Raw genomic sequence first — 17,247 nt, 5'->3', positions numbered from 1 at the left:
CTCAATCTGAATTAAGGATTTTCTGGACCTGTTCACGAAGAGCAGGAATGACTTCATCCTGAAACCATGGTGCTCTTTTTTCCCAGACACCCGTTCTCCATGAGGGATGAGGCAGTGGAAAATAGTTCTCAGGCAGATAATGGCGAAAATTCCTGACGCGCTCCGTGACCGACCCGCGACCCAAGACGTGATTCTGGGAATAACTACCAACCAATAGTGTAAGGCGAAGAGCGGGCATCAGGGATAAAACCCTGTTTCTCCAGATTGGTGCGCATTCCGGGCGGGGAGGGCAGTCTCCTCCTTTGGGGAGCCTGCCCGGGTAACAGAGACCCATTGGCAGAATTGCGACCTGTCTGGTGTCATAGAATATGTCTTCCGAGAGCCCGAGCCACTCTCTGAGACGAACTCCGGACGGATCCTTGAAAGACGTGTTGCTGAGATGCGCTTTGGTTCCAGGCGCCTGACTTGCAATCAGGAGCCTGGAGGTTGCTGAAACGTGGATCAGCGGACGTGCACCAAGAGGAAGGTGCTCTTCACAGACCCGGCAAGCGCGGACTTCGCGAACCAGAGCTGTCAGGCGATCTTGTGTCGTTGGGCTGGAAATCATTCATCCTCAGGAAGAAGTGGCATTTCAGGGTGCCAGGCATATTCGGCCTGCGCGACATAGACGTGCTGGTCGTAACCGCGGAGACTCTCAAAGAGCGTAACGTGCTCGACAGGCATTGGCTCACTTCTGAAGAGATTATGTCTCTGAACCCAGCGAGCTGCGTCAGCTCTCTGCGTTGTTGCGAGATGGCCGAGAGTGACGCTGGGTTGGAAGCGGCGTTTGGCAGGCGCGCATCCTGCTTTTCGGAGTGTTTTTTCCACTTGTGCCTGAAGCGTCTCCAGAGCAGCAGATCGTTCGATGCCTATTGTCAGGCTGTCAGCTGTTATGCCCTCTCGCAGCCCGGCACCCGAAAACGAGATATCGAACGGCTTCCAGGACAGTCGGGAAAGGGCGAGATCGATCTCGCCCATCACATAGCGATCGGTAATTTCACCAATGAAGCGCAAGGCCAGATGGTAATTTTCCGAAGGCACCCATTGCACGCCAGGGAGTGTTCCACGGAGGAGAGCAAGCGCTTCGCGCTGGGAGGGGGAGAGGTCGAGTGCGACAAAAAGTCTCAAGAGGCTCGTTTCCCGAGGAAATGAAACACAGATATGAAGGGTCTTCTTGACCGTACAGTGAAAAGCCCCACATTCAGGGAAAGTACGGGCGAGCTTGTAAGGTTCGTCAAGCGCCCTTTTTAAAAGGGCCTTTTACTGGAAAAGGTGTCATGGCTTTTAATTCCAACTTCGGCAGGGCCGGCACTCAGGCAGGCACAGGCAGTCTCGATGCCGGTCTCCGCGCCTATATGTGCCGCGTCTTCAACTGGATGGCGATTGGCCTCGTTGTCACGGGGCTCGTTGCTTATGGCGTGGCGGAAACCTCTCTGCGCACGCTGTTCTTTCACATTGCAGAAACTTCAAACGGCGCATTTGTGCTGCGGCCGACATTCCTGGGCGGCATCATGATCTTCGCGCCTCTGGCGTTCGTGATGGTCCTGTCCTTCGGGATCAACCGGCTGTCGCGCCCCGCAGTGCAGGCGATCTTCCTGCTCTTCAGTGCGACGATGGGGGCCAGTATGGCCAGCTTGCTGCTGAGTTATACGGGTGTTTCCGTCGCACGGACGTTCTTCATCAGTGCGGCAATGTTCGGCGGTATGGCTCTGTGGGGATACACCACGGGGGCGAACCTTCTTCGACTCGGTTCCTTCCTGTTCATGGGCCTGATTGGCCTCATGATCGCGATGGTTGTGAACATCTTCCTGCACAGTGCACCGCTGGCAATGCTCGTTTCTCTAATCGGAGTTGCGCTTTTTACAGGTCTTGCGGCTTACGATACCCAGCGTATCAAGATTAACTACCAGCAATATATGTCGTTTGCGTCTTCGGATGATATTGCTCGACTAAGCATTTACGATGCGCTGTCGATGTATCTCAATTTCGTGAACCTCTTTCAGTTTCTTATTCAGTTCACGGGTGTACGCTCCAGTAATAGCGACTGACAGTACATTAGCGTTACTCGAAAGTTTCCAGAGGGAGCGACAGTCAATGTCGCTCCCTTTCTTGTTTGCGGACTAAAAAGGTCTTGAATTATTTCCGTCTCATTCGGGAAGGTTTACATTAAAAAATTGTAACTTTATCGTTTAATGAAAGCAGTAATGAAATCAAATGTGGCGAAAAACAGCCATTTGCAGGGGAGAGAGGGTCATGTCCTATCCCTCACGAAATCCGTGATAAGCCTTGTCTTCCGGGCGATTCAGGCAGAAAAAACCTGAGGAACCGGGACAGTCGTGTCCCATGCTGAATGAATTTCAGGATCGGATCTTTGATCCGGTTCCTGACGTCAGGATACGAACGAGAAAGGCAGCAGACTATGGCAGCGTTCGGCAGCTCTGATGCGGCCCTTATCGTGTCAAACCGTTTCCCGGCGAATACTCCATGCCGGAACGGATGATGAAAGCAGGACCGATGAAAAAACTCTGGCGATATCTCCCAGCGTTGCCGGCGCTGATGCTATCGGGTTGCACGGTTGATCTGCTTCAGCCGCGCGGTCCGATCGCAGAAATGAACCGCGATGTCATGGTGGCAGAATTTGTCATCATGATGTTTGTTGTGGTTCCGACCTGTATCGCAACGCTTTACTTTGCTTGGAAGTATCGTGCTTCCAACACCCAGGCCGAGTATCTGCCGACCTGGGATCACTCAACTAAGATTGAGTATATTATCTGGGGCGTACCTTCCCTGATCATTATCGCTCTCGGTGCGATCAGCTGGTACAGCACTCACGCTTACGACCCGTATCGCCCGATTCAGACGGCTGACAACGTCAAGCCGCTGAACGTGCAGGTGGTCTCTCTCGACTGGAAATGGCTGTTCATCTATCCGGATCTGGGGATCGCAACGATCAACCAGTTGGATGTCCCGACGAACACGCCGCTGAACTTCCAGATCACCTCTGACACCGTCATGACGTCTTTCTTCATCCCTCGTCTGGGATCGATGATTTACTCCATGCCAGGTCAGCAGACGCAGCTGCATCTTCTTGCAACTGAGTCCGGTGATTATTTGGGTGAAGCTTCCCAGTTCAGTGGTCGCGGTTTCTCTGACATGAAGTTCCGCACCCTCGCGATGGCACCTGAAGAATTCAGCGCCTGGGTCGAGAAGGTGAAGAGCGGCAGCGAAAACCTCGATGACACGACATATCCGAAGTATTCCGCCCCGCAGGAAGCTGCGCCGGTTCAGTACTTCGCGCATGTCCAGCCGGATCTCTTCGACGGCATCGTCGCCAAGTACAACAATGGCATGATGGTTGAGAAGACGACGGGCAAGGTCATGCATATGCAGTCCGCTTCCAGCGCTGCACCGTCCGACACTGGCATGAAGGAATAACCGACAGATGCTCGGAAAACTCTCCCTTTCAGCCATACCTTTCGATGTGCCGATTCTTGTCGGCACATTCCTGGGTGTGGCTGTCATCGGCCTTGCCGTGCTGGGTGCCGTTACTTACTTCGGTAAGTGGGGTTACCTGTGGCGTGAATGGCTGACGACAGTCGACCATAAGCGCCTTGCCGTGATGTATATCATCCTGGCAATTGTCATGCTGTTCCGCGGTTTCGCGGACGCCATCATGATGCGTACCCAGCTTGCGCTGGCCTATGCCGGTAACCCTGGTTACCTTCCGCCACACCACTACGACCAGATCTTCTCCGCTCACGGCACGATCATGATTTTCTTCATGGCCATGGCGTTCATGACGGGGCTGCTCAACCTGGTGGTGCCTCTCCAGATCGGTGCGCGCGACGTTGCGTTCCCGTTCCTGAACTCGCTCAGCTTCTACATGACGCTGGTCGGCGCCCTTCTGATCAACCTTTCACTGTTCATCGGTGAGTTTGCTCAGTGCGGTTGGCTGGTTTACCCGCCTCTGTCCGAGATGCAGTTCAGCCCGGGCGTCGGCGTTGACTACTACATCTGGGCCGTTCAGATCTCCGGTGTCGGAACGCTTCTGACGGGCGTGAACTTCTTCACGACCATCGTTAAGATGCGTGCTCCTGGCATGGGCTGGATGCAGATGCCGGTCTTCACCTGGACAGCGTTCTGCACGACCGTGCTGATCATGGTGTCCTTCCCAGTTCTGACGGTTACGCTGGCACTGCTCAGCCTCGACCGTTACCTCGGCATGCACTTCTTCACGAACGATGCCGGCGGCAACGTCATGCTGTATCTGAGCATGATCTGGACCTGGGGCCATCCGGAAGTTTACATCCTGGTCATCCCGGCCTTCGGTGTTTTCTCTGAAGTTACCTCAACGTTCTCCCGCAAGCCGCTCTTCGGCTACAACACGATGGTTTACGCTACGTGCTCCATCATGGTGCTGTCGTTCGTCGTGTGGGTGCATCACTTCTTCACCATGGGCGCAGGCGCCAACGTCAATACCTTCTTCGGTATCATGACGATGGTTATCGCAGTCCCGACTGGCGTGAAGATCTTCAACTGGCTGTTCACCATGTATAAGGGACGTGTTGAATTCACGGCTCCGATGTACTGGACGATCGGCTTCATGATCACCTTCTCCATCGGTGGCATGACGGGCGTCATGATGGCCATGCCGGCCGCTGACTGGATCCTTCACAACTCCCTGTTCCTCATTGCCCACTTCCACAACGTCATCATCGGCGGCGTGTATTTCGGTTACATTGCAGGTATGGGCTTCTGGTTCCCGAAGGCTTTCGGCTTCAAGCTGAACGAAGCCTGGGGCAAGCGCGCGTTCTGGTGCTGGTTCGTTGGCTTCTATCTTGCCTTCGTTCCGCTGTATGTCCTCGGTCTCGAAGGCATGACGCGTCGTATGAACCACTACGACAATCCGGACTGGCGTCCGTGGCTGCTGATTGCAGAAGCTGGTGCGGTTGTTATCGCTTTGGGTATCGTCTGCCAGCTCACGCAGCTTTACGTCTCCATCCGTGACCGTAACCTGCCGGAAAACCTCGACCTGACGGGCGATCCATGGGGTGGCCGTACGCTGGAGTGGTCCATTTCTTCTCCGCCGCCGGCTTATAACTTCGCAGTGATCCCGGACATTCACGGTCTGGACACGTTCCACACCGAGAAGCAGCTTGGCCGTCGTGCACACAACAAGCCGCTTGCTCCGATCCACATGCCGAAGAACACCGCTGCTGGTGCCTTCATCGGTGCGTTCGCCTTCATCCTGGGCTTCGGTGCAATCTGGTACATCTGGTGGATGGCTGGTCTTGGTCTGATCGGTATCGCTGTCACCATGATCATGCGCAGTGCAAACCGTGATATCGACTACTACGTCCCTGTCAGCGAAATCGAGCACAACGAGGAAGTCTATTCCCGTCGTATCGCCGCTGCTCAGGCAGCAGAGTAAGGGGGGCATAGCTAATGGCTCACGAAGCAACCATGTCGCCTCTGGCACACGCTGACGGTCACGATCACGAGCATCACCACGAGAGCCCGAACGTCTTCGGTTTCTGGCTCTACCTGATGACCGACTGCATTCTCTTCGGGTCGATCTTTGCTGCTTTCGCAGTCCTCCGGAACCAGTACGCCGGAGGCCCTTCGGGGAAAGAACTGTTCGATCTGACGAATGTCGGCATCGAGACGGCTATCCTGCTGTTCTCGTCCATCACCTACGGCTTTGCCTCGCTCAGTGCGCTGGCAAAGAACAAGGGGATGGTTCTTCTGTGGCTCGCCGTGACGTTCGTTCTGGGTCTCTCCTTCGTTGGTCTTGAGGTGACTGAGTTCACTCACATGATCGCAGAAGGAAATGGTCCTGACCGTTCTGCATTCCTCTCCGCGTTCTTCACGCTGGTTGGAACGCACGGTCTGCACGTCACCTGCGGTCTGATCTGGATGGCGGTTCTGATGGTCCAGATGATGGGCCCGCAGGATCTGTCTCCGCGGATGATGGACAAGCTGACTTGCCTCAGCCTGTTCTGGCACTTTCTGGACATCGTCTGGATCTGTGTTTTCTCCTTCGTCTATCTCGCAGGTGTGATGTAATGGCCCAGGCACATACAACCCACGATGGTAGCCACGGCTCCTATCAGTCCTACATCATCGGGTTCGTTCTTGCGGTCGTCCTGACTGTTGCGTCTTTCGCAGCAGTCATGACACACGCACTGGCCCCGGGGATGGCACTTGCAGCTCTTGGTGTTCTTGCGGTCGTTCAGATCGTGGTTCACCTGGTGTTCTTCCTTCACCTGAACACCAGCAATGAGCAGAGCTGGAACCTGATGTGCTTCATCTTTGCAGCAGCATCGGTCATCGTCATTGTCGGCGGCACGCTGTTCATCATGCATGACACGGCCATCAACATGATGTCCCGCTAAGATCCTTCAAAGGATCACGGCAGGAAAGGCTGGCGGGAGAAATCCTAGCCAGCCTTTTTTAATGCCTGCTCTCTGGCTCGGAAGGCCCTGCTGCATTCTACGTCTTTGCAGTCGCAGGCTGAGCAGTGGCGCAATAAAAAAGCCCGGCACTATGGCCGGGCTTGATGTCTTTAAGGCAAAGAGGTCTCAGTCCTTGTGGGGAGCCTCTGACAGCATTGCTGCCTTGCCGGGCTTGTCCTTCCACTCTTCCGCATCGGCCGGCTGCTCGCCCTTGCGGGTGATGTTCGGCCACTGGGCGGCAAGACGAGAGTTGATCTCGATCCAGGGAGCTGCACGGTTGTCGCTGTCCGGGAAAATGGCTTCTGCCGGGCACTCAGGTTCGCAAACGCCGCAGTCAATGCATTCGTCCGGATTGATGACGAGGAAATTTTCTCCGGCATAGAAGCAGTCTACGGGGCAAACTTCCACGCAGTCCATGAACTTGCACTTGATGCAGTTTTCCGTGACCACATAGCTCATTGGTGTCTCCGATCCTCATTCGGGCCCGGCTGTGCGGCCCAATTTCATATTGTGCGGGATGATATGCGAAGGATTGGCCTAGGAAGCAAGCTTCTTAGGCTCTTCTTTCACGATCTCGTATAGCTGGGATGCTTCTTTCGCGGGGCCGCGCCTCTCTCCAAGGTCCAGAACGCGCCAGACACGGACGTCCTCCCCAGGGCTGAGAGGGGGGAGGGTAACCACATCTCCTACTCTCAACTTGGCATGCGGCTTGCTGGTCGGCTGTCTGTTCACCCGGATACGGCCTTTGCCGACAATGGTAGCACAGAGCGGGCGTGTCTTGGCGACACGGGCATAATACAGCCACTGATCCAAACGCTGATAGGCATCACTCATAAGGCGGCACGATCTCTTAGAATGGCTAGAGCGGCGAAGGGGCTGTCTGGCCGGACAATGGGGCGTTTTGGGTTGCTGGAGGTTCCTGACGGTTTCGTCTTCCTGCGCGTTGCCCGGTTGTGGCGGTCTGCCAAGAGCATCAGTGGGGCAGGTGGTCCCGCGTGCGATTGGCTGGGTGAAGATGGKGGTCTGTGGGCAACACCAAGGGCCCCAAGGACTTCAGGAAGAAGATCGGCTTTGATTCCAAGGCGCGAGGCGAGGCCCGGAGGGGCAGGATAATCACGCTTGCGGGTCAGGTGCTGCAACTCTGTAACGGTGCGTTCGGCGATATCGAGTCTGATCCCTGTTCTGGCTGCCGGGAGCCAACCTGGAACGCCTTCCACCAGGTGCCATGGTAGTGACACGCGACCAGCAGGTGGTGGCGTCAGAGGTAGCCCGAGGCGAAGTTGAGTGAGGAGTGTCAGGAGGGCCAATGCGCGAGGACGCAGAAGCGCGGGACAGAAGACGGCAAAGCGGCCTACTTCCACGCCCAGCTTTCTCAAGGCGCGTTGAGCTGGGGGCGGCAGCGTCTGATCTGACGGCATGACAGAGGAGATACCGCCGTCTTCATGCAATCGATGAAGAATGCCTCTGAGTTGAGGCTGATCCGTTACAGCGCTTTGCGCTTTGTAGAGAACGGAGAGATCCCGTTGAAGTGTGCTGTCCACATATCGGAGAAGGCGCTGCTCAACCTGAATTCGCTGATTAGTGTCAGTGAACTCAGCGGAAAACAATCTGACGGCTGGCTGCAGAAACGTTTTCCCAGCCGTCAATCGGCCGAGGGGAATGTTGTCCCACGATAGAATGCCGGTTTCTGTTTCAAGGGACAGAGCACTGTCTGGCGTTTCTTGAAAAAGGCGGACCCGACGTGGAATTTCCTGCAGAAGAGCTTTGCGCCCGGCTTTGAGAACGATCTGATGATCAGGCCCGTTTGTGGTGTCGGTTTGGAGAGAAAAGCCACGGATCTTGCCGATACTGTGGCCTTCAACGATCACCTCTCCATCGGCTGTTACGGCGGACAGGAGATTGCGATCTGTCTCAGCATCCAGCCGGCGGAGCAGGGACGTGGCGCGCCGGTCTACAAAGCGGGAAGTCAGGCGCTCATGCAGCGCGTCTGAAAGCAGGTCTTCTACTTCCCGGGCGCGTTGTTGCCAGCCAGATGAGTGACGGCTCCATTCTGTTCTGGCGGCCACATAAGAGCAGACCCGCACACCCGTCAGGCGATGCATCAGGGTATCAATGTCGCCTTCGGTGCGCGCGAAACCCTTGATGTGTCCTTCCATCCAGTTTGCCGGAACAGCGCCATCTTTGAGGATATGCAGGAACAGGCGGGCGCAAAGCCGTGTGTGGCTGTCATCGCCAAGTTTGCGAAAATCCGGGATCTGGCAGACTTCCCAGAGAAGGGACGTTGCACGCTTTCCTTTGGCGACCTCCCGAATTTCCGGGTCAAGGATCAGGGACTCAAGGGTCACAACGTCAGACGCAACGCGGCCTGCCATCAGGCCGCGGGAGGGCGGCGCGACCGTAAGGCTGGCGAGAAGAGCCCGGGGATTGCTGAAATCCAGTGCGTGATTGCGCCAGTATAGCCGTTGGATCGGATCGAAGCGGTGCTGTTCTACGGCATCTATGGTTGCGGCAGACATAGGCGGACAATCAGCCGTGGTGCCAAATGTACCGTCCTGCATGCCACGCCCCGCACGGCCGGCAATCTGCGCTATTTCCTGCGGGAAGAGCGGGCGGGGTGTTGTACCGTCAAATTTGGAAAGCTGGGCAAGTGCCACATGGTCCACATCCATGTTCAACCCCATCCCGATGGCATCGGTGGCCACCAGATAATCGACTTCCCGGTTCTGGTAGAGCTCGATCTGGGCGTTTCGCGTTCGGGGGCTGAGTTGCCCCATGATGACGGCACAACCACCTCTTCGGCGGCGTATGACTTCGGCCAGAGCGTAAACTTCTGACATCGAGAAAGCGACGATGGCCGATCGGGGCGGAAGGCGAGAAAGCTTCGTCGGTCCGGTGCTGACGAGACTCGACAGGCGTGTGCGTGTGTCGATTTCGATTCCGGGCACCAGCTTTTGCAGGAGCGGACGAATTATTTCCGCACCCAGGAAGAGTGTCTCTACGGTTCCCCGGGCGTGGAGGAGACGATCCGTGAAGATGTGTCCACGGTCCGGGTCAGATGCGAGCTGGATTTCATCGACAGCCACGAACTCGGCTTTCCGGTCCAGTGGCATGGCCTCGACCGTGCAGGAAAACCATCGCGCACCTGGAGGAACAATTTTTTCCTCACCTGTTATAAGGGCGACGGAACGCTCCCCTTTGGCCGCGACCAGGCGTTCGTAGTTTTCGCGCGCAAGAAGGCGCAACGGAAAACCGATGATGCCGGAGGAATGAGCCATCATGCGAGTCAGAGCATAGTGCGTCTTGCCCGTATTGGTTGGGCCAAGTGCCGCACGGACGCTTGCTGGCATGATATGATGAGCGGAATGGTTACCGCGGTGTGCACCCTTCATGTGTGAATGGTCGGGTGCCTGCGGAACAAAAGCAAGCGTTCGAGCCAAAAGGTTCGATCTTTTAAGGAAAGAGGTTCATGAGTTCTCACATCCAGCTCCCTTTTGTTTCCGCCAGCGAGGCTCCAACACCGCGCGTTGTGCATCTGGTGAAGGTGCAGGATGACAAGACGATTGCCGGTCTCCTAGGCGAGCACGCATCTTTTCTGATGGCGCAGGGGTTCAAATCAAAAGATGGCGCTTTCACGCTTCTGCCTGGCGACGGTGGGGCGGGAGCGGCTCTGCTTTGTGTGGATGAGGGGCGCCTGAATGACCCGACAGCTTTTGGTGTGCTGGGAACGATCCTTCCGGAGGGTGACTGGAGCCTTCTGCCGCACGGGATGGAAAGCGCCGTTCAGGAGACTGCTCTTCTCGGGTTCGCCATGGGAACATATCAGTATCGTGTCGGGGTCGTGCGGTCATTCACCACGCGATTGGTTGTGCCGGACGACGCGGCTACCGTTATTGCCTATGCGAAAGCAAACTGGTTTGGCAGGGATCTGATCAATATGCCCGCCAATCTGCTTGGTCCGAAAGATCTGGCGCTGTCGGCTTATCGGGCTTTGGAAAATCGTGGAGCAGATGTTCGCATTGTTGAGGGCGATGACCTGAAGGCCGCGTATCCCTGTTTGGCAGAGGTGGGTGAGGGGTCTGAACGCAAGCCTGCTGTTGTTGTGGCCCGCTGGAAAGCCCGTGAAGGCGCGCCGCGTCTGTCTCTTGTTGGGAAGGGCGTGTGCTTCGATACGGGGGGATACGACCTGAAGCCCGCAGCAGGCATGCTGCGTATGAAAAAAGACATGGGTGGTGCGGCCCTGCTTCTGGCCGTCATGTGCGCAGCGATTGATCTGCAACTGGATGTTGATCTGGAACTGCGTCTTGGATGTGTTGAGAACAGTGTGTCTGGCCACGCCATGCGTCCCGGCGATGTTCTGCGGACACGAAGCGGAAAAACGGTAGAGATTGGCAACACGGATGCAGAGGGGCGTCTGGTGTTGTGCGATTTGATAACGGAAGCCGCTGAATCTGCCCCAGATTACATTGTGGATGCTGCAACCCTGACCGGCGCTGCGCGCGTAGCTCTCGGTCCAGACCTTCCGGCGGTGTTCAGTAACAGTGATGGACTGGCTCAATTACTGCTCGAATCGGGCTCAGATACTGCGGATGCTTTGTGGAGATTGCCACTCTGGCATGGCTATGACGCATGGCTAGATAGTAAAATAGCCGACGTCGGAAATATAACATCCAAACCAATGGCTGGCTCTATTACAGCGGCTCTCTACCTTCAGCGCTTCGTCCCGGAGGGGCAAAAGTGGCTGCATATAGACACTTACGCGTGGAATGACGCCAATTCTCCAGGGCGGCCAGAGGGTGGCGAGACGCTGGCACTTCGTGCGCTTCTTAAAATGATAACAAACATTCGCAGGTCTTCGTGAAGTGAAGAACCTGACGGGAAGGTGATCCTTAACGAACCGTAATATGATTGTCTTAAAACTATGGGGTGTAAATCTGCTTCTGATAGGGCATACGGCCTTCCATGTTCGAAAGCTGCTAGCCGCAGCATAAATCGTTTTGAAACCCGCATACTTGCGGATGCGTTTCAAAACACCAGATGTAGAAGACCAACGCTCAATCCCATGATGGGGTGAGCCACAGATACAACCCCTCGGGCCGGCAAGGCTCGAATGTTCTTTTTCCTGTTACTCGATCGGGTAACAGGCAGGGCAGACCGTTAAGGAGAGAGAAATGCCTCAGGCTAACAACGACCAGATGCTTCACCTTCTGTGCGACACCGTCGTCTCCATGGTGCGCCGTGATGGTCCTGATCTGTCTGCCCGCCAGCTTGCTGTGTTCCTGACCTGCTACCTGCGTGACGGTGCGCATACGGTTCGTGGTCTGGCATCAGAGCTCAAGGTTTCCAAGCCAGCTATCACCCGCGCTCTTGATCGTCTGGGCGAACTGGATCTGGCACGCCGCAAGGTTGACCCGCTGGACCGTCGTTCCGTACTCGTGCAGCGCACGCTGAAGGGTTCCTCCTTCCTGCGTGAGATGCGTGCTGTCATGGCTGAAGCTTCTGGCACACGTCCGGTTCGTGCAGAACGTGCAGCTGCTTCTGTCGAGCGTATCAGCACACGTCGCGCTGGCTAATTACCAACGATCCTGCACGTGGGCTCTGGCTCGCGTGCAGATATATCCTGTCCAGCAAAGCTGAGGCAGAAGAATGAGCAGGGCAGTTACGAGCCACTCATTGGCCAGACAGGCCACTGCACCCCACAGTGCAAATCCCCAATAGACAGTCGTTACAAGCGGCATCGGTAGTCCGGAGCGGATCGCGAGCTGATAAAGATGCCCACGGTGGGCCACGGTCAGTCGATCACCTACGCGCGTGCGGCGAGCCAGCGTAAAGAGGACATCCCACAGCACGCCTGAAAGCACTGCGAGTACGATGAGCGCCAAACTGTGGAGAGGCTGCATGGCCCCCCAGGCGATGACAAGTGCTCCTGCCTGGCTGCCAACGTCCCCCATAAAAATGCGGGCCTTGGGAAAATTCCACGGCAGAAATGCCGCAAGGCACACCGCGAACAGCACGAAAATAACAGGCTGTATCCCTGCTGACGCCAGAAGGGCCGCGGCGATCATCATCGTGCCTGAGGCTAACCCGTTAATCCCGTCGATAAAGTTGAGGGCATTGGTGATAAACACGGCCCCCAGTATGAAAATTCCCATCATTGGCAAGGACGCGCCCGTTCCAGCCGCGGCCAAAAAGGCGGCCACGAACTGTGCACCAAGCTTGTAACGCGCCCTGAAAGAATACAGATCGTCCAGCCAGGAAACGGCAGCGAGTAGAATAACGCCGGCCAGCATCCCGATGACGGACGAATTTAGAATGGGCTGCCCTTTGAGAAACAGGCTTGGTAACGCGCAGAGCAGAAAAGCTCCGATAATGCCGATCCCTCCGCCTTTGGGTGTTGGCCGCGTATGGGAGCTGCGGTGCACGGGAGTGTCCATAATTCCGGCCTGAATCATCAGGACGACCAGGACCGTGCACAGGACTGCTGCACACAGGTCCAGCAGGGTAAGGCCGGAGAGAAAGGACGACAAAGAAAAGGGCATGGACGGACTTTATGGGAACAGTGGTTTTGGCGTTATAAGGGAGACGTGAAAGTCACACCATCTTCTGGCCCTCAGTTTCCGGCCCCGTCTAGCGCTATCAGCCGTACAGGTCGCACGACCGCACAGGCGAGACGCATCGCTCTCAATGTTCTTCTGGATGGAGTCGTGTCCGCAGCGGCAGCCCCTGTGGCACGTTGGCTGGCTGACCCTCACGGAGGACTGCTGCATCCGCTATGGTTTGTGGCGGGCGGGGGGATTACGCTCCTCGTCAGCGGGCTGCCTTTTCGTATGGCACAGCAATACTGGCGATTTTCCGGTCTTTCCGATCTCTTTAATATTGCCTGCGCGTCAGTTGTCAGTGCCACGCTGTTCTCAACTTTGCTGCACCTGGCTGGTTACCCCCTTCCAAGCACGACATTCCCGGTCATTCATGCACTGGTCCTCCTGACATGTCTGGGCGCTCTACGCATGTTCTGGCGGCTCACAGCGCGCCGTCGCCTTATGGTCGCTGAACGTGAGCGCGTGCTGTTACTCGGCGCTGATCACGAAGCGGATCTTTTCATTCGCGCAATGGAGCGGGATCATCAGGCGGGACGTCGCGTTGTCGGGCTTCTGACAGGTGGGACGCAGCAGGCAGGGCGACGCATTCACAGTTGTCCCATTCTTGGAACGATTGATGAAACGCCTGAAATTCTGAAGCAGATGTCAGCCTCGGGGCGCCTGCCGGATACGTTGGTTATCACCACGTCCGAACTGCGGGGCGCTCCGTTGTCCCGTATCCTCGAAGTGGCGCGTGAGTATGGTGTTGATGTTCAGAGAACGCCCTCTCTGACTGATCTGAAGCCTGCAGACAGTGTTGAGCTTCGTCCCGTCGCCATTGAAGATCTGTTGAACAGACCTCCGGTAGCGTTGAATAGCGAAGGGATGAGCCGCCTGATCGCCGGTCAGGTCATCGCTGTAACGGGGGCTGGCGGCAGCATTGGATCTGAACTGGCGCGACAGATTGCTTCGTTCAGGCCTGCTGCCATTCTTCTGATTGAGAACAGTGAGTATGCGCTGTGGCAGATCAATCTGGATCTTTCAGAGCGATATCCTGCGGTTCAGCGGCATCAGATTATTGCTGATGTGCGTGATCGCGGCAGGATCTCCGAAATTTTCATGGAATACCGTCCAGCACTTATTTTCCATGCCGCCGCGCTCAAGCATGTACCGATCGTGGAATCAAATCCGATCGAGGGTGTTCTGACCAACGTCGTGGGCACCCGCATTGTTCTGGACGAGGCCGAGCGTTCAGGTGCGCAGGCGATGGTGATGATTTCGACGGACAAGGCCGTTAACCCCTCCAGCCTCATGGGGGCAAGCAAACGCTGCGCTGAGGTCTATGGACAGGCGCTCGATATGCGTGCGCGTGCTGGTAAAGGCGGTTTGCGGTGTGTGACCGTGCGTTTTGGGAATGTCCTGGGGTCTACAGGGTCTGTCGTCCCCCTGTTTCGCCGCCAGCTTGAACATGGCGGCCCGCTGACCGTAACCCACCCGGACATGACCCGTTACTTCATGACGATCCCTGAAGCGGTGGGGCTGGTGCTTCAGGCTGCCGTCCGTGGCACTCAAGCTGCTTGCGGGGAAGATACAACGGATCAGCGTCTCCGGCAGGGCGGCATTTTCGTTCTGGATATGGGCGATCCGGTCAGGATTATGGATCTTGCCTGTCAGATGATCCGTCTGGCTGGCCTCAAACCGGAAACAGACGTGGAAATCCAGATTACGGGTCTACGCCCTGGCGAGAAGCTTTTTGAAGAGCTGTTTCATGGCCGAGAAGCCCCAGTGCCGACAGATGCGCCCGGTCTGAGAATGGCGTCTCCTCGGACCGTGGATTTCAATATCGCGACTGATGCCATGAATGCGCTGGAAGCGGCGTGCCACCGCGAAGATCTTTCAGCTGTCATGGAAATATTTCACCGGTTAGTGCCGGAATTCAACCATAACCGGGATGGAAAGGCGCCGTCTGCGGTCGCGCTTTCACAGCCTGATGCGGAGATCACTGCATGATTACCCCGATAGCCTTCCTGGATCTGCCCAAACAGCAGGCTCGTTTGAAAGACGCGATCAAGAGCCGTGTTGACGCAGTGTTTGAGCACTGTCGCTTTGTCATGGGCCCTGAGGTCGAGGAACTTGAGCAGCGGCTGGCCGAGTTCGGAGGTGCGAAGTATGCAGTTGGCGTCTCTTCGGGCACCGATGCACTCCTGATGGTTCTGATGGCAGAAGAGATCGGACCGGGCGACGCTGTCTTTCTGCCTGCTTTCACTTATACGGCGACGGCTGAAGTTGTTCTCCTTTTGGGAGCAACGCCCGTTTTTGTTGATGTGGAACCAGATACGTTCCAGATCAGTCTGACGTCTCTCGCGGAGCGGCTGACCGCTGTGCAGAAGGCTGGGGAACTGGAACCGCGAGCTTTGATCGGGGTGGATCTTTTCGGTCAGCCTGCGCCGTGGGATGAACTGAAAATTTTTGCGGCCCAGGAAAATCTGACGCTCATTGCGGACTGCGCGCAGTCTTTCGGGGCCTCTTATCACGGGCGCCGTCTGGGGCACGAGGCGCGCGCTACGACGCTATCGTTTTTCCCGTCCAAACCTCTCGGCGGCTACGGAGACGGCGGCGCTATTCTGACGGATGATGAGGACCTGGCCACTCTTTACCGTTCCCTGCGAACGCATGGGGAGGGCAAGACGCGCTACGAAGTGGAGCGGATTGGCATTAACGGTCGACTGGACACGATTCAGGCGGCTGTTCTTCTGGCAAAACTGGATGCTTTTGAAGATGAGCTGACCAAGCGTGAAGCCATTGCCTGCGCTTATGACGGCGCCATGCCAGAAGGTATTCAAACACCTGTGCGCGTGTCTGACAGCAAAAGTGCCTGGGCGATCTACAGCGTGTTGCTACCGGATATGGCGAAACGGGATTCCCTTCAGGCGCACCTGAAAGCCGCAGGTGTCCCGACGGCAGTCTATTACCCGAAACCGCTTCACCATCAGCCGGCTTACAGCGAGCATCATGACGGAGCTGCTCTTCCAGTCTCAGAAGGTCTGGGAGCGCGCATTTTGGCGCTGCCTATCCAGCCAGAGCTGACGGATGAAGAAGTGAGTCGTATTACGGAAGCCCTGAAAAGCTGGGCAGGAGACACATTATGAGGCGCGAACAGAAGCTGCTGCTGGCTTTTTGTGCACTGGTTTTCATTCCTGTTGGTATTGTCTGGTTCGTTGCTTGGCCGCTGATCCACGCTTGGAAGTTCCCCCCTGTGACGGAAGGCAAGATTATTGCACCTGTCAGCCGGGATCTGAGTGCTGCTGAAGTGCAGGACATCAATCTGTGGCTTCAGTCGCACACGACGGCCTGGGGCCCCAGTGGGGAACGTCCGCCTTCGAAGGGGGAAGTTATTCTGCGCATGAATAACGCAGACAATCATCCGGTCATCATTTCCATCTGGAAGCATAAGCATCAAGCGGACATCGTCGGCGTTCAGCTTGAGGACAATGGCCCATACCGCATGAACGCCTTTGAAGACGCGTCTCTCACGGCGCTCCAGCCCGCAGAATTGCAGCCTCACGGATAAAGCTGAACACTTTAGGACTGAAAGGCGCCTGTCGTTCAGGTGTCTGCCAGTCCTGCATGTCTTCGTACATTGTCCCCGTCTTGCGCCAGAGTTCCGGGCCCACGGCCTTTTGCAAAGGCTTCTGAAGTTCCAGCCAATCCCTTGCGAGGCTTTGAGCCTCTGGGGCAGATGGGGATACCGAGCGGGCAAGAGCATCTTCGCAGCGCACGATAAGTCGTTCCCAGAGCACCTGATAGGATGTTCTATCTTCAGTTGGGAAGTGACGATCCATTTGCGTCTGCCACGCCATCTGTTCTTCGGCAGTAAAGTATTTTTCAAAAACGGGCTGAATGTTTTCCCGTTCTAGAATGGCTTCTCCTTCTCGCAGCAGAAGGCAAAACGCCACCAGATCCATCGGGCCATCGTAAATCTGGCCCTCCGAACCAGAGAGTTGGTCAGAGATTAGATGATGGGTGGTGCGGAGTTGGGAAATTGTTCTTTCTAATACTGTCATACGTGCTGACAGCAGGGAAAGTTGGGTCCCTATGATATCTTTTGGGGATGCCGGCTTCAGTTCCAGGGAGCGGATCTCAGCGAGACTGAATCCCATGCGCTTTAAAAGAAAAAT

At 56.2% G+C, this 17,247-nt stretch carries 17 protein-coding genes; 10 read left to right on the top strand and 7 right to left on the bottom strand.

Annotated elements, in window-relative coordinates; genetic code table 11:
* Nucleotide 1: 1 nt before the first annotated feature.
* Nucleotides 2-607, bottom strand: a complete 606-nt coding sequence (locus KP708_RS08405) for a uracil-DNA glycosylase family protein (RefSeq protein ID WP_215748861.1) — start codon at nt 605-607, stop codon at nt 2-4.
* Nucleotides 604-1,167 (bottom strand): RNA 2',3'-cyclic phosphodiesterase, encoded by a 564-nt coding sequence (gene thpR, locus KP708_RS08400; protein WP_215748860.1) that lies wholly within the window; start codon nt 1,165-1,167, stop codon nt 604-606. The genes KP708_RS08405 and thpR overlap by 4 nt, the downstream gene beginning before the upstream one ends.
* 149 nt (nt 1,168-1,316) lie before the next feature.
* On the opposite strand from thpR, the gene KP708_RS08395 reads away from it, so the two are divergent.
* The 5 genes from KP708_RS08395 to cyoD all read left to right on the top strand — a co-directional run bounded on the left by KP708_RS08395 (nt 1,317) and on the right by cyoD (nt 6,434).
* A complete protein-coding gene (locus KP708_RS08395; protein ID WP_215748859.1) occupies nt 1,317-2,087 on the top strand; it encodes a Bax inhibitor-1/YccA family protein in 771 nt (256 codons plus the stop codon).
* Nucleotides 2,088-2,535: 448 nt separating this feature from the next.
* On the top strand, nt 2,536-3,474 hold the full coding sequence (cyoA, locus tag KP708_RS08390; protein ID WP_211498049.1) for a ubiquinol oxidase subunit II: 939 nt from the start codon (nt 2,536-2,538) through the stop codon (nt 3,472-3,474).
* Nucleotides 3,475-3,481: 7 nt separating this feature from the next.
* Nucleotides 3,482-5,470, top strand: a complete 1,989-nt coding sequence (gene cyoB / locus KP708_RS08385) for a cytochrome o ubiquinol oxidase subunit I (RefSeq protein WP_202206595.1) — start codon at nt 3,482-3,484, stop codon at nt 5,468-5,470.
* Nucleotides 5,471-5,484: 14 nt separating this feature from the next.
* The gene (cyoC, locus tag KP708_RS08380) at nt 5,485-6,105 is read left to right on the top strand and encodes a cytochrome o ubiquinol oxidase subunit III (protein ID WP_046899642.1); all 621 of its coding nucleotides are present in this window, start codon (nt 5,485-5,487) and stop codon (nt 6,103-6,105) included.
* Nucleotides 6,105-6,434, top strand: a complete 330-nt coding sequence (gene cyoD, locus KP708_RS08375) for a cytochrome o ubiquinol oxidase subunit IV (protein WP_046899641.1) — start codon at nt 6,105-6,107, stop codon at nt 6,432-6,434. Before cyoC ends, cyoD begins: the two co-directional genes overlap by 1 nt.
* Nucleotides 6,435-6,620: 186 nt before the next feature.
* Here cyoD and fdxA read toward each other — a convergent pair whose 3' ends face one another.
* The 3 genes from fdxA to KP708_RS08360 all read right to left on the bottom strand — a co-directional run bounded on the left by fdxA (nt 6,621) and on the right by KP708_RS08360 (nt 9,883).
* Nucleotides 6,621-6,953 carry a ferredoxin FdxA gene (gene fdxA, locus KP708_RS08370; RefSeq protein ID WP_202206596.1) on the bottom strand — a complete coding sequence of 111 codons (333 nt, stop codon included), beginning with the start codon at nt 6,951-6,953 and terminating at the stop codon, nt 6,621-6,623.
* 78 nt (nt 6,954-7,031) lie between these two features.
* The gene (locus KP708_RS08365; RefSeq protein ID WP_202206597.1) at nt 7,032-7,328 is read right to left on the bottom strand and encodes an RNA-binding S4 domain-containing protein; all 297 of its coding nucleotides are present in this window, start codon (nt 7,326-7,328) and stop codon (nt 7,032-7,034) included.
* Complete coding sequence (locus tag KP708_RS08360; RefSeq protein ID WP_215748858.1) at nt 7,325-9,883, bottom strand: helicase-related protein; 2,559 nt, start codon at nt 9,881-9,883, stop codon at nt 7,325-7,327. Before KP708_RS08360 ends, KP708_RS08365 begins: the two co-directional genes overlap by 4 nt.
* Before the next feature lie 77 nt (nt 9,884-9,960).
* Here KP708_RS08360 and KP708_RS08355 point away from each other — a divergent pair, with 77 nt between their 5' ends.
* Nucleotides 9,961-11,352: a leucyl aminopeptidase family protein gene (locus KP708_RS08355; protein ID WP_215748857.1), complete on the top strand. Its 1,392-nt coding sequence runs from the start codon at nt 9,961-9,963 to the stop codon at nt 11,350-11,352.
* 310 nt (nt 11,353-11,662) lie between these two features.
* Nucleotides 11,663-12,064: a MarR family transcriptional regulator gene (locus KP708_RS08350; RefSeq protein ID WP_046899636.1), complete on the top strand. Its 402-nt coding sequence runs from the start codon at nt 11,663-11,665 to the stop codon at nt 12,062-12,064.
* On the opposite strand, the gene KP708_RS08345 is transcribed toward KP708_RS08350, so the two are convergent.
* A complete protein-coding gene (locus KP708_RS08345) occupies nt 12,065-13,030 on the bottom strand; it encodes a glycosyltransferase family 4 protein (RefSeq protein WP_215748856.1) in 966 nt (321 codons plus the stop codon).
* Between the two features lie 96 nt (nt 13,031-13,126).
* On the opposite strand from KP708_RS08345, the gene KP708_RS08340 reads away from it, so the two are divergent.
* From KP708_RS08340 to KP708_RS08330, 3 genes are read left to right on the top strand one after another with little or no spacing between them, the layout of a single operon-like run.
* Nucleotides 13,127-15,079 carry a polysaccharide biosynthesis protein gene (locus tag KP708_RS08340; RefSeq protein ID WP_371822677.1) on the top strand — a complete coding sequence of 651 codons (1,953 nt, stop codon included), beginning with the start codon at nt 13,127-13,129 and terminating at the stop codon, nt 15,077-15,079.
* The gene (locus KP708_RS08335) at nt 15,076-16,218 is read left to right on the top strand and encodes a DegT/DnrJ/EryC1/StrS aminotransferase family protein (protein WP_215748854.1); all 1,143 of its coding nucleotides are present in this window, start codon (nt 15,076-15,078) and stop codon (nt 16,216-16,218) included. Before KP708_RS08340 ends, KP708_RS08335 begins: the two co-directional genes overlap by 4 nt.
* The gene (locus tag KP708_RS08330) at nt 16,215-16,640 is read left to right on the top strand and encodes a hypothetical protein (protein ID WP_215748853.1); all 426 of its coding nucleotides are present in this window, start codon (nt 16,215-16,217) and stop codon (nt 16,638-16,640) included. Before KP708_RS08335 ends, KP708_RS08330 begins: the two co-directional genes overlap by 4 nt.
* Here the strand turns inward: KP708_RS08330 and KP708_RS08325 are convergent.
* A complete protein-coding gene (locus KP708_RS08325) occupies nt 16,600-17,133 on the bottom strand; it encodes a TipAS antibiotic-recognition domain-containing protein (RefSeq protein WP_252348090.1) in 534 nt (177 codons plus the stop codon). The two genes, KP708_RS08330 and KP708_RS08325, sit on opposite strands and share 41 nt — an antisense overlap.
* Between the last annotated feature and the right edge of the window lie 114 nt (nt 17,134-17,247).

This window comes from Gluconobacter sp. P5H9_a (genome assembly GCF_018812085.1).
In the GTDB taxonomy this organism is placed as follows: domain Bacteria; phylum Pseudomonadota; class Alphaproteobacteria; order Acetobacterales; family Acetobacteraceae; genus Gluconobacter.
This window is presented reverse-complemented; position numbering and strand designations above follow the sequence as displayed.

Bases quoted from the DNA above. Each gene is read 5' to 3' on its own strand.
- KP708_RS08405 (WP_215748861.1), bottom strand. From the start codon at position 607: ATGATTTCCAGCCCAACGACACAAGATCGCCTGACAGCTCTGGTTCGC.
- KP708_RS08395 (WP_215748859.1), top strand. From the start codon at position 1,317: ATGGCTTTTAATTCCAACTTCGGCAGGGCCGGCACTCAGGCAGGCACA.
- cyoA (WP_211498049.1), top strand. From the start codon at position 2,536: ATGATGAAAGCAGGACCGATGAAAAAACTCTGGCGATATCTCCCAGCG.
- cyoB (WP_202206595.1), top strand. From the start codon at position 3,482: ATGCTCGGAAAACTCTCCCTTTCAGCCATACCTTTCGATGTGCCGATT.
- cyoC (WP_046899642.1), top strand. From the start codon at position 5,485: ATGGCTCACGAAGCAACCATGTCGCCTCTGGCACACGCTGACGGTCAC.
- cyoD (WP_046899641.1), top strand. From the start codon at position 6,105: ATGGCCCAGGCACATACAACCCACGATGGTAGCCACGGCTCCTATCAG.
- fdxA (WP_202206596.1), bottom strand. From the start codon at position 6,953: ATGAGCTATGTGGTCACGGAAAACTGCATCAAGTGCAAGTTCATGGAC.
- KP708_RS08365 (WP_202206597.1), bottom strand. From the start codon at position 7,328: ATGAGTGATGCCTATCAGCGTTTGGATCAGTGGCTGTATTATGCCCGT.
- KP708_RS08355 (WP_215748857.1), top strand. From the start codon at position 9,961: ATGAGTTCTCACATCCAGCTCCCTTTTGTTTCCGCCAGCGAGGCTCCA.
- KP708_RS08350 (WP_046899636.1), top strand. From the start codon at position 11,663: ATGCCTCAGGCTAACAACGACCAGATGCTTCACCTTCTGTGCGACACC.
- KP708_RS08345 (WP_215748856.1), bottom strand. From the start codon at position 13,030: ATGCCCTTTTCTTTGTCGTCCTTTCTCTCCGGCCTTACCCTGCTGGAC.
- KP708_RS08335 (WP_215748854.1), top strand. From the start codon at position 15,076: ATGATTACCCCGATAGCCTTCCTGGATCTGCCCAAACAGCAGGCTCGT.
- KP708_RS08330 (WP_215748853.1), top strand. From the start codon at position 16,215: ATGAGGCGCGAACAGAAGCTGCTGCTGGCTTTTTGTGCACTGGTTTTC.
- KP708_RS08325 (WP_252348090.1), bottom strand. From the start codon at position 17,133: ATGACAGTATTAGAAAGAACAATTTCCCAACTCCGCACCACCCATCAT.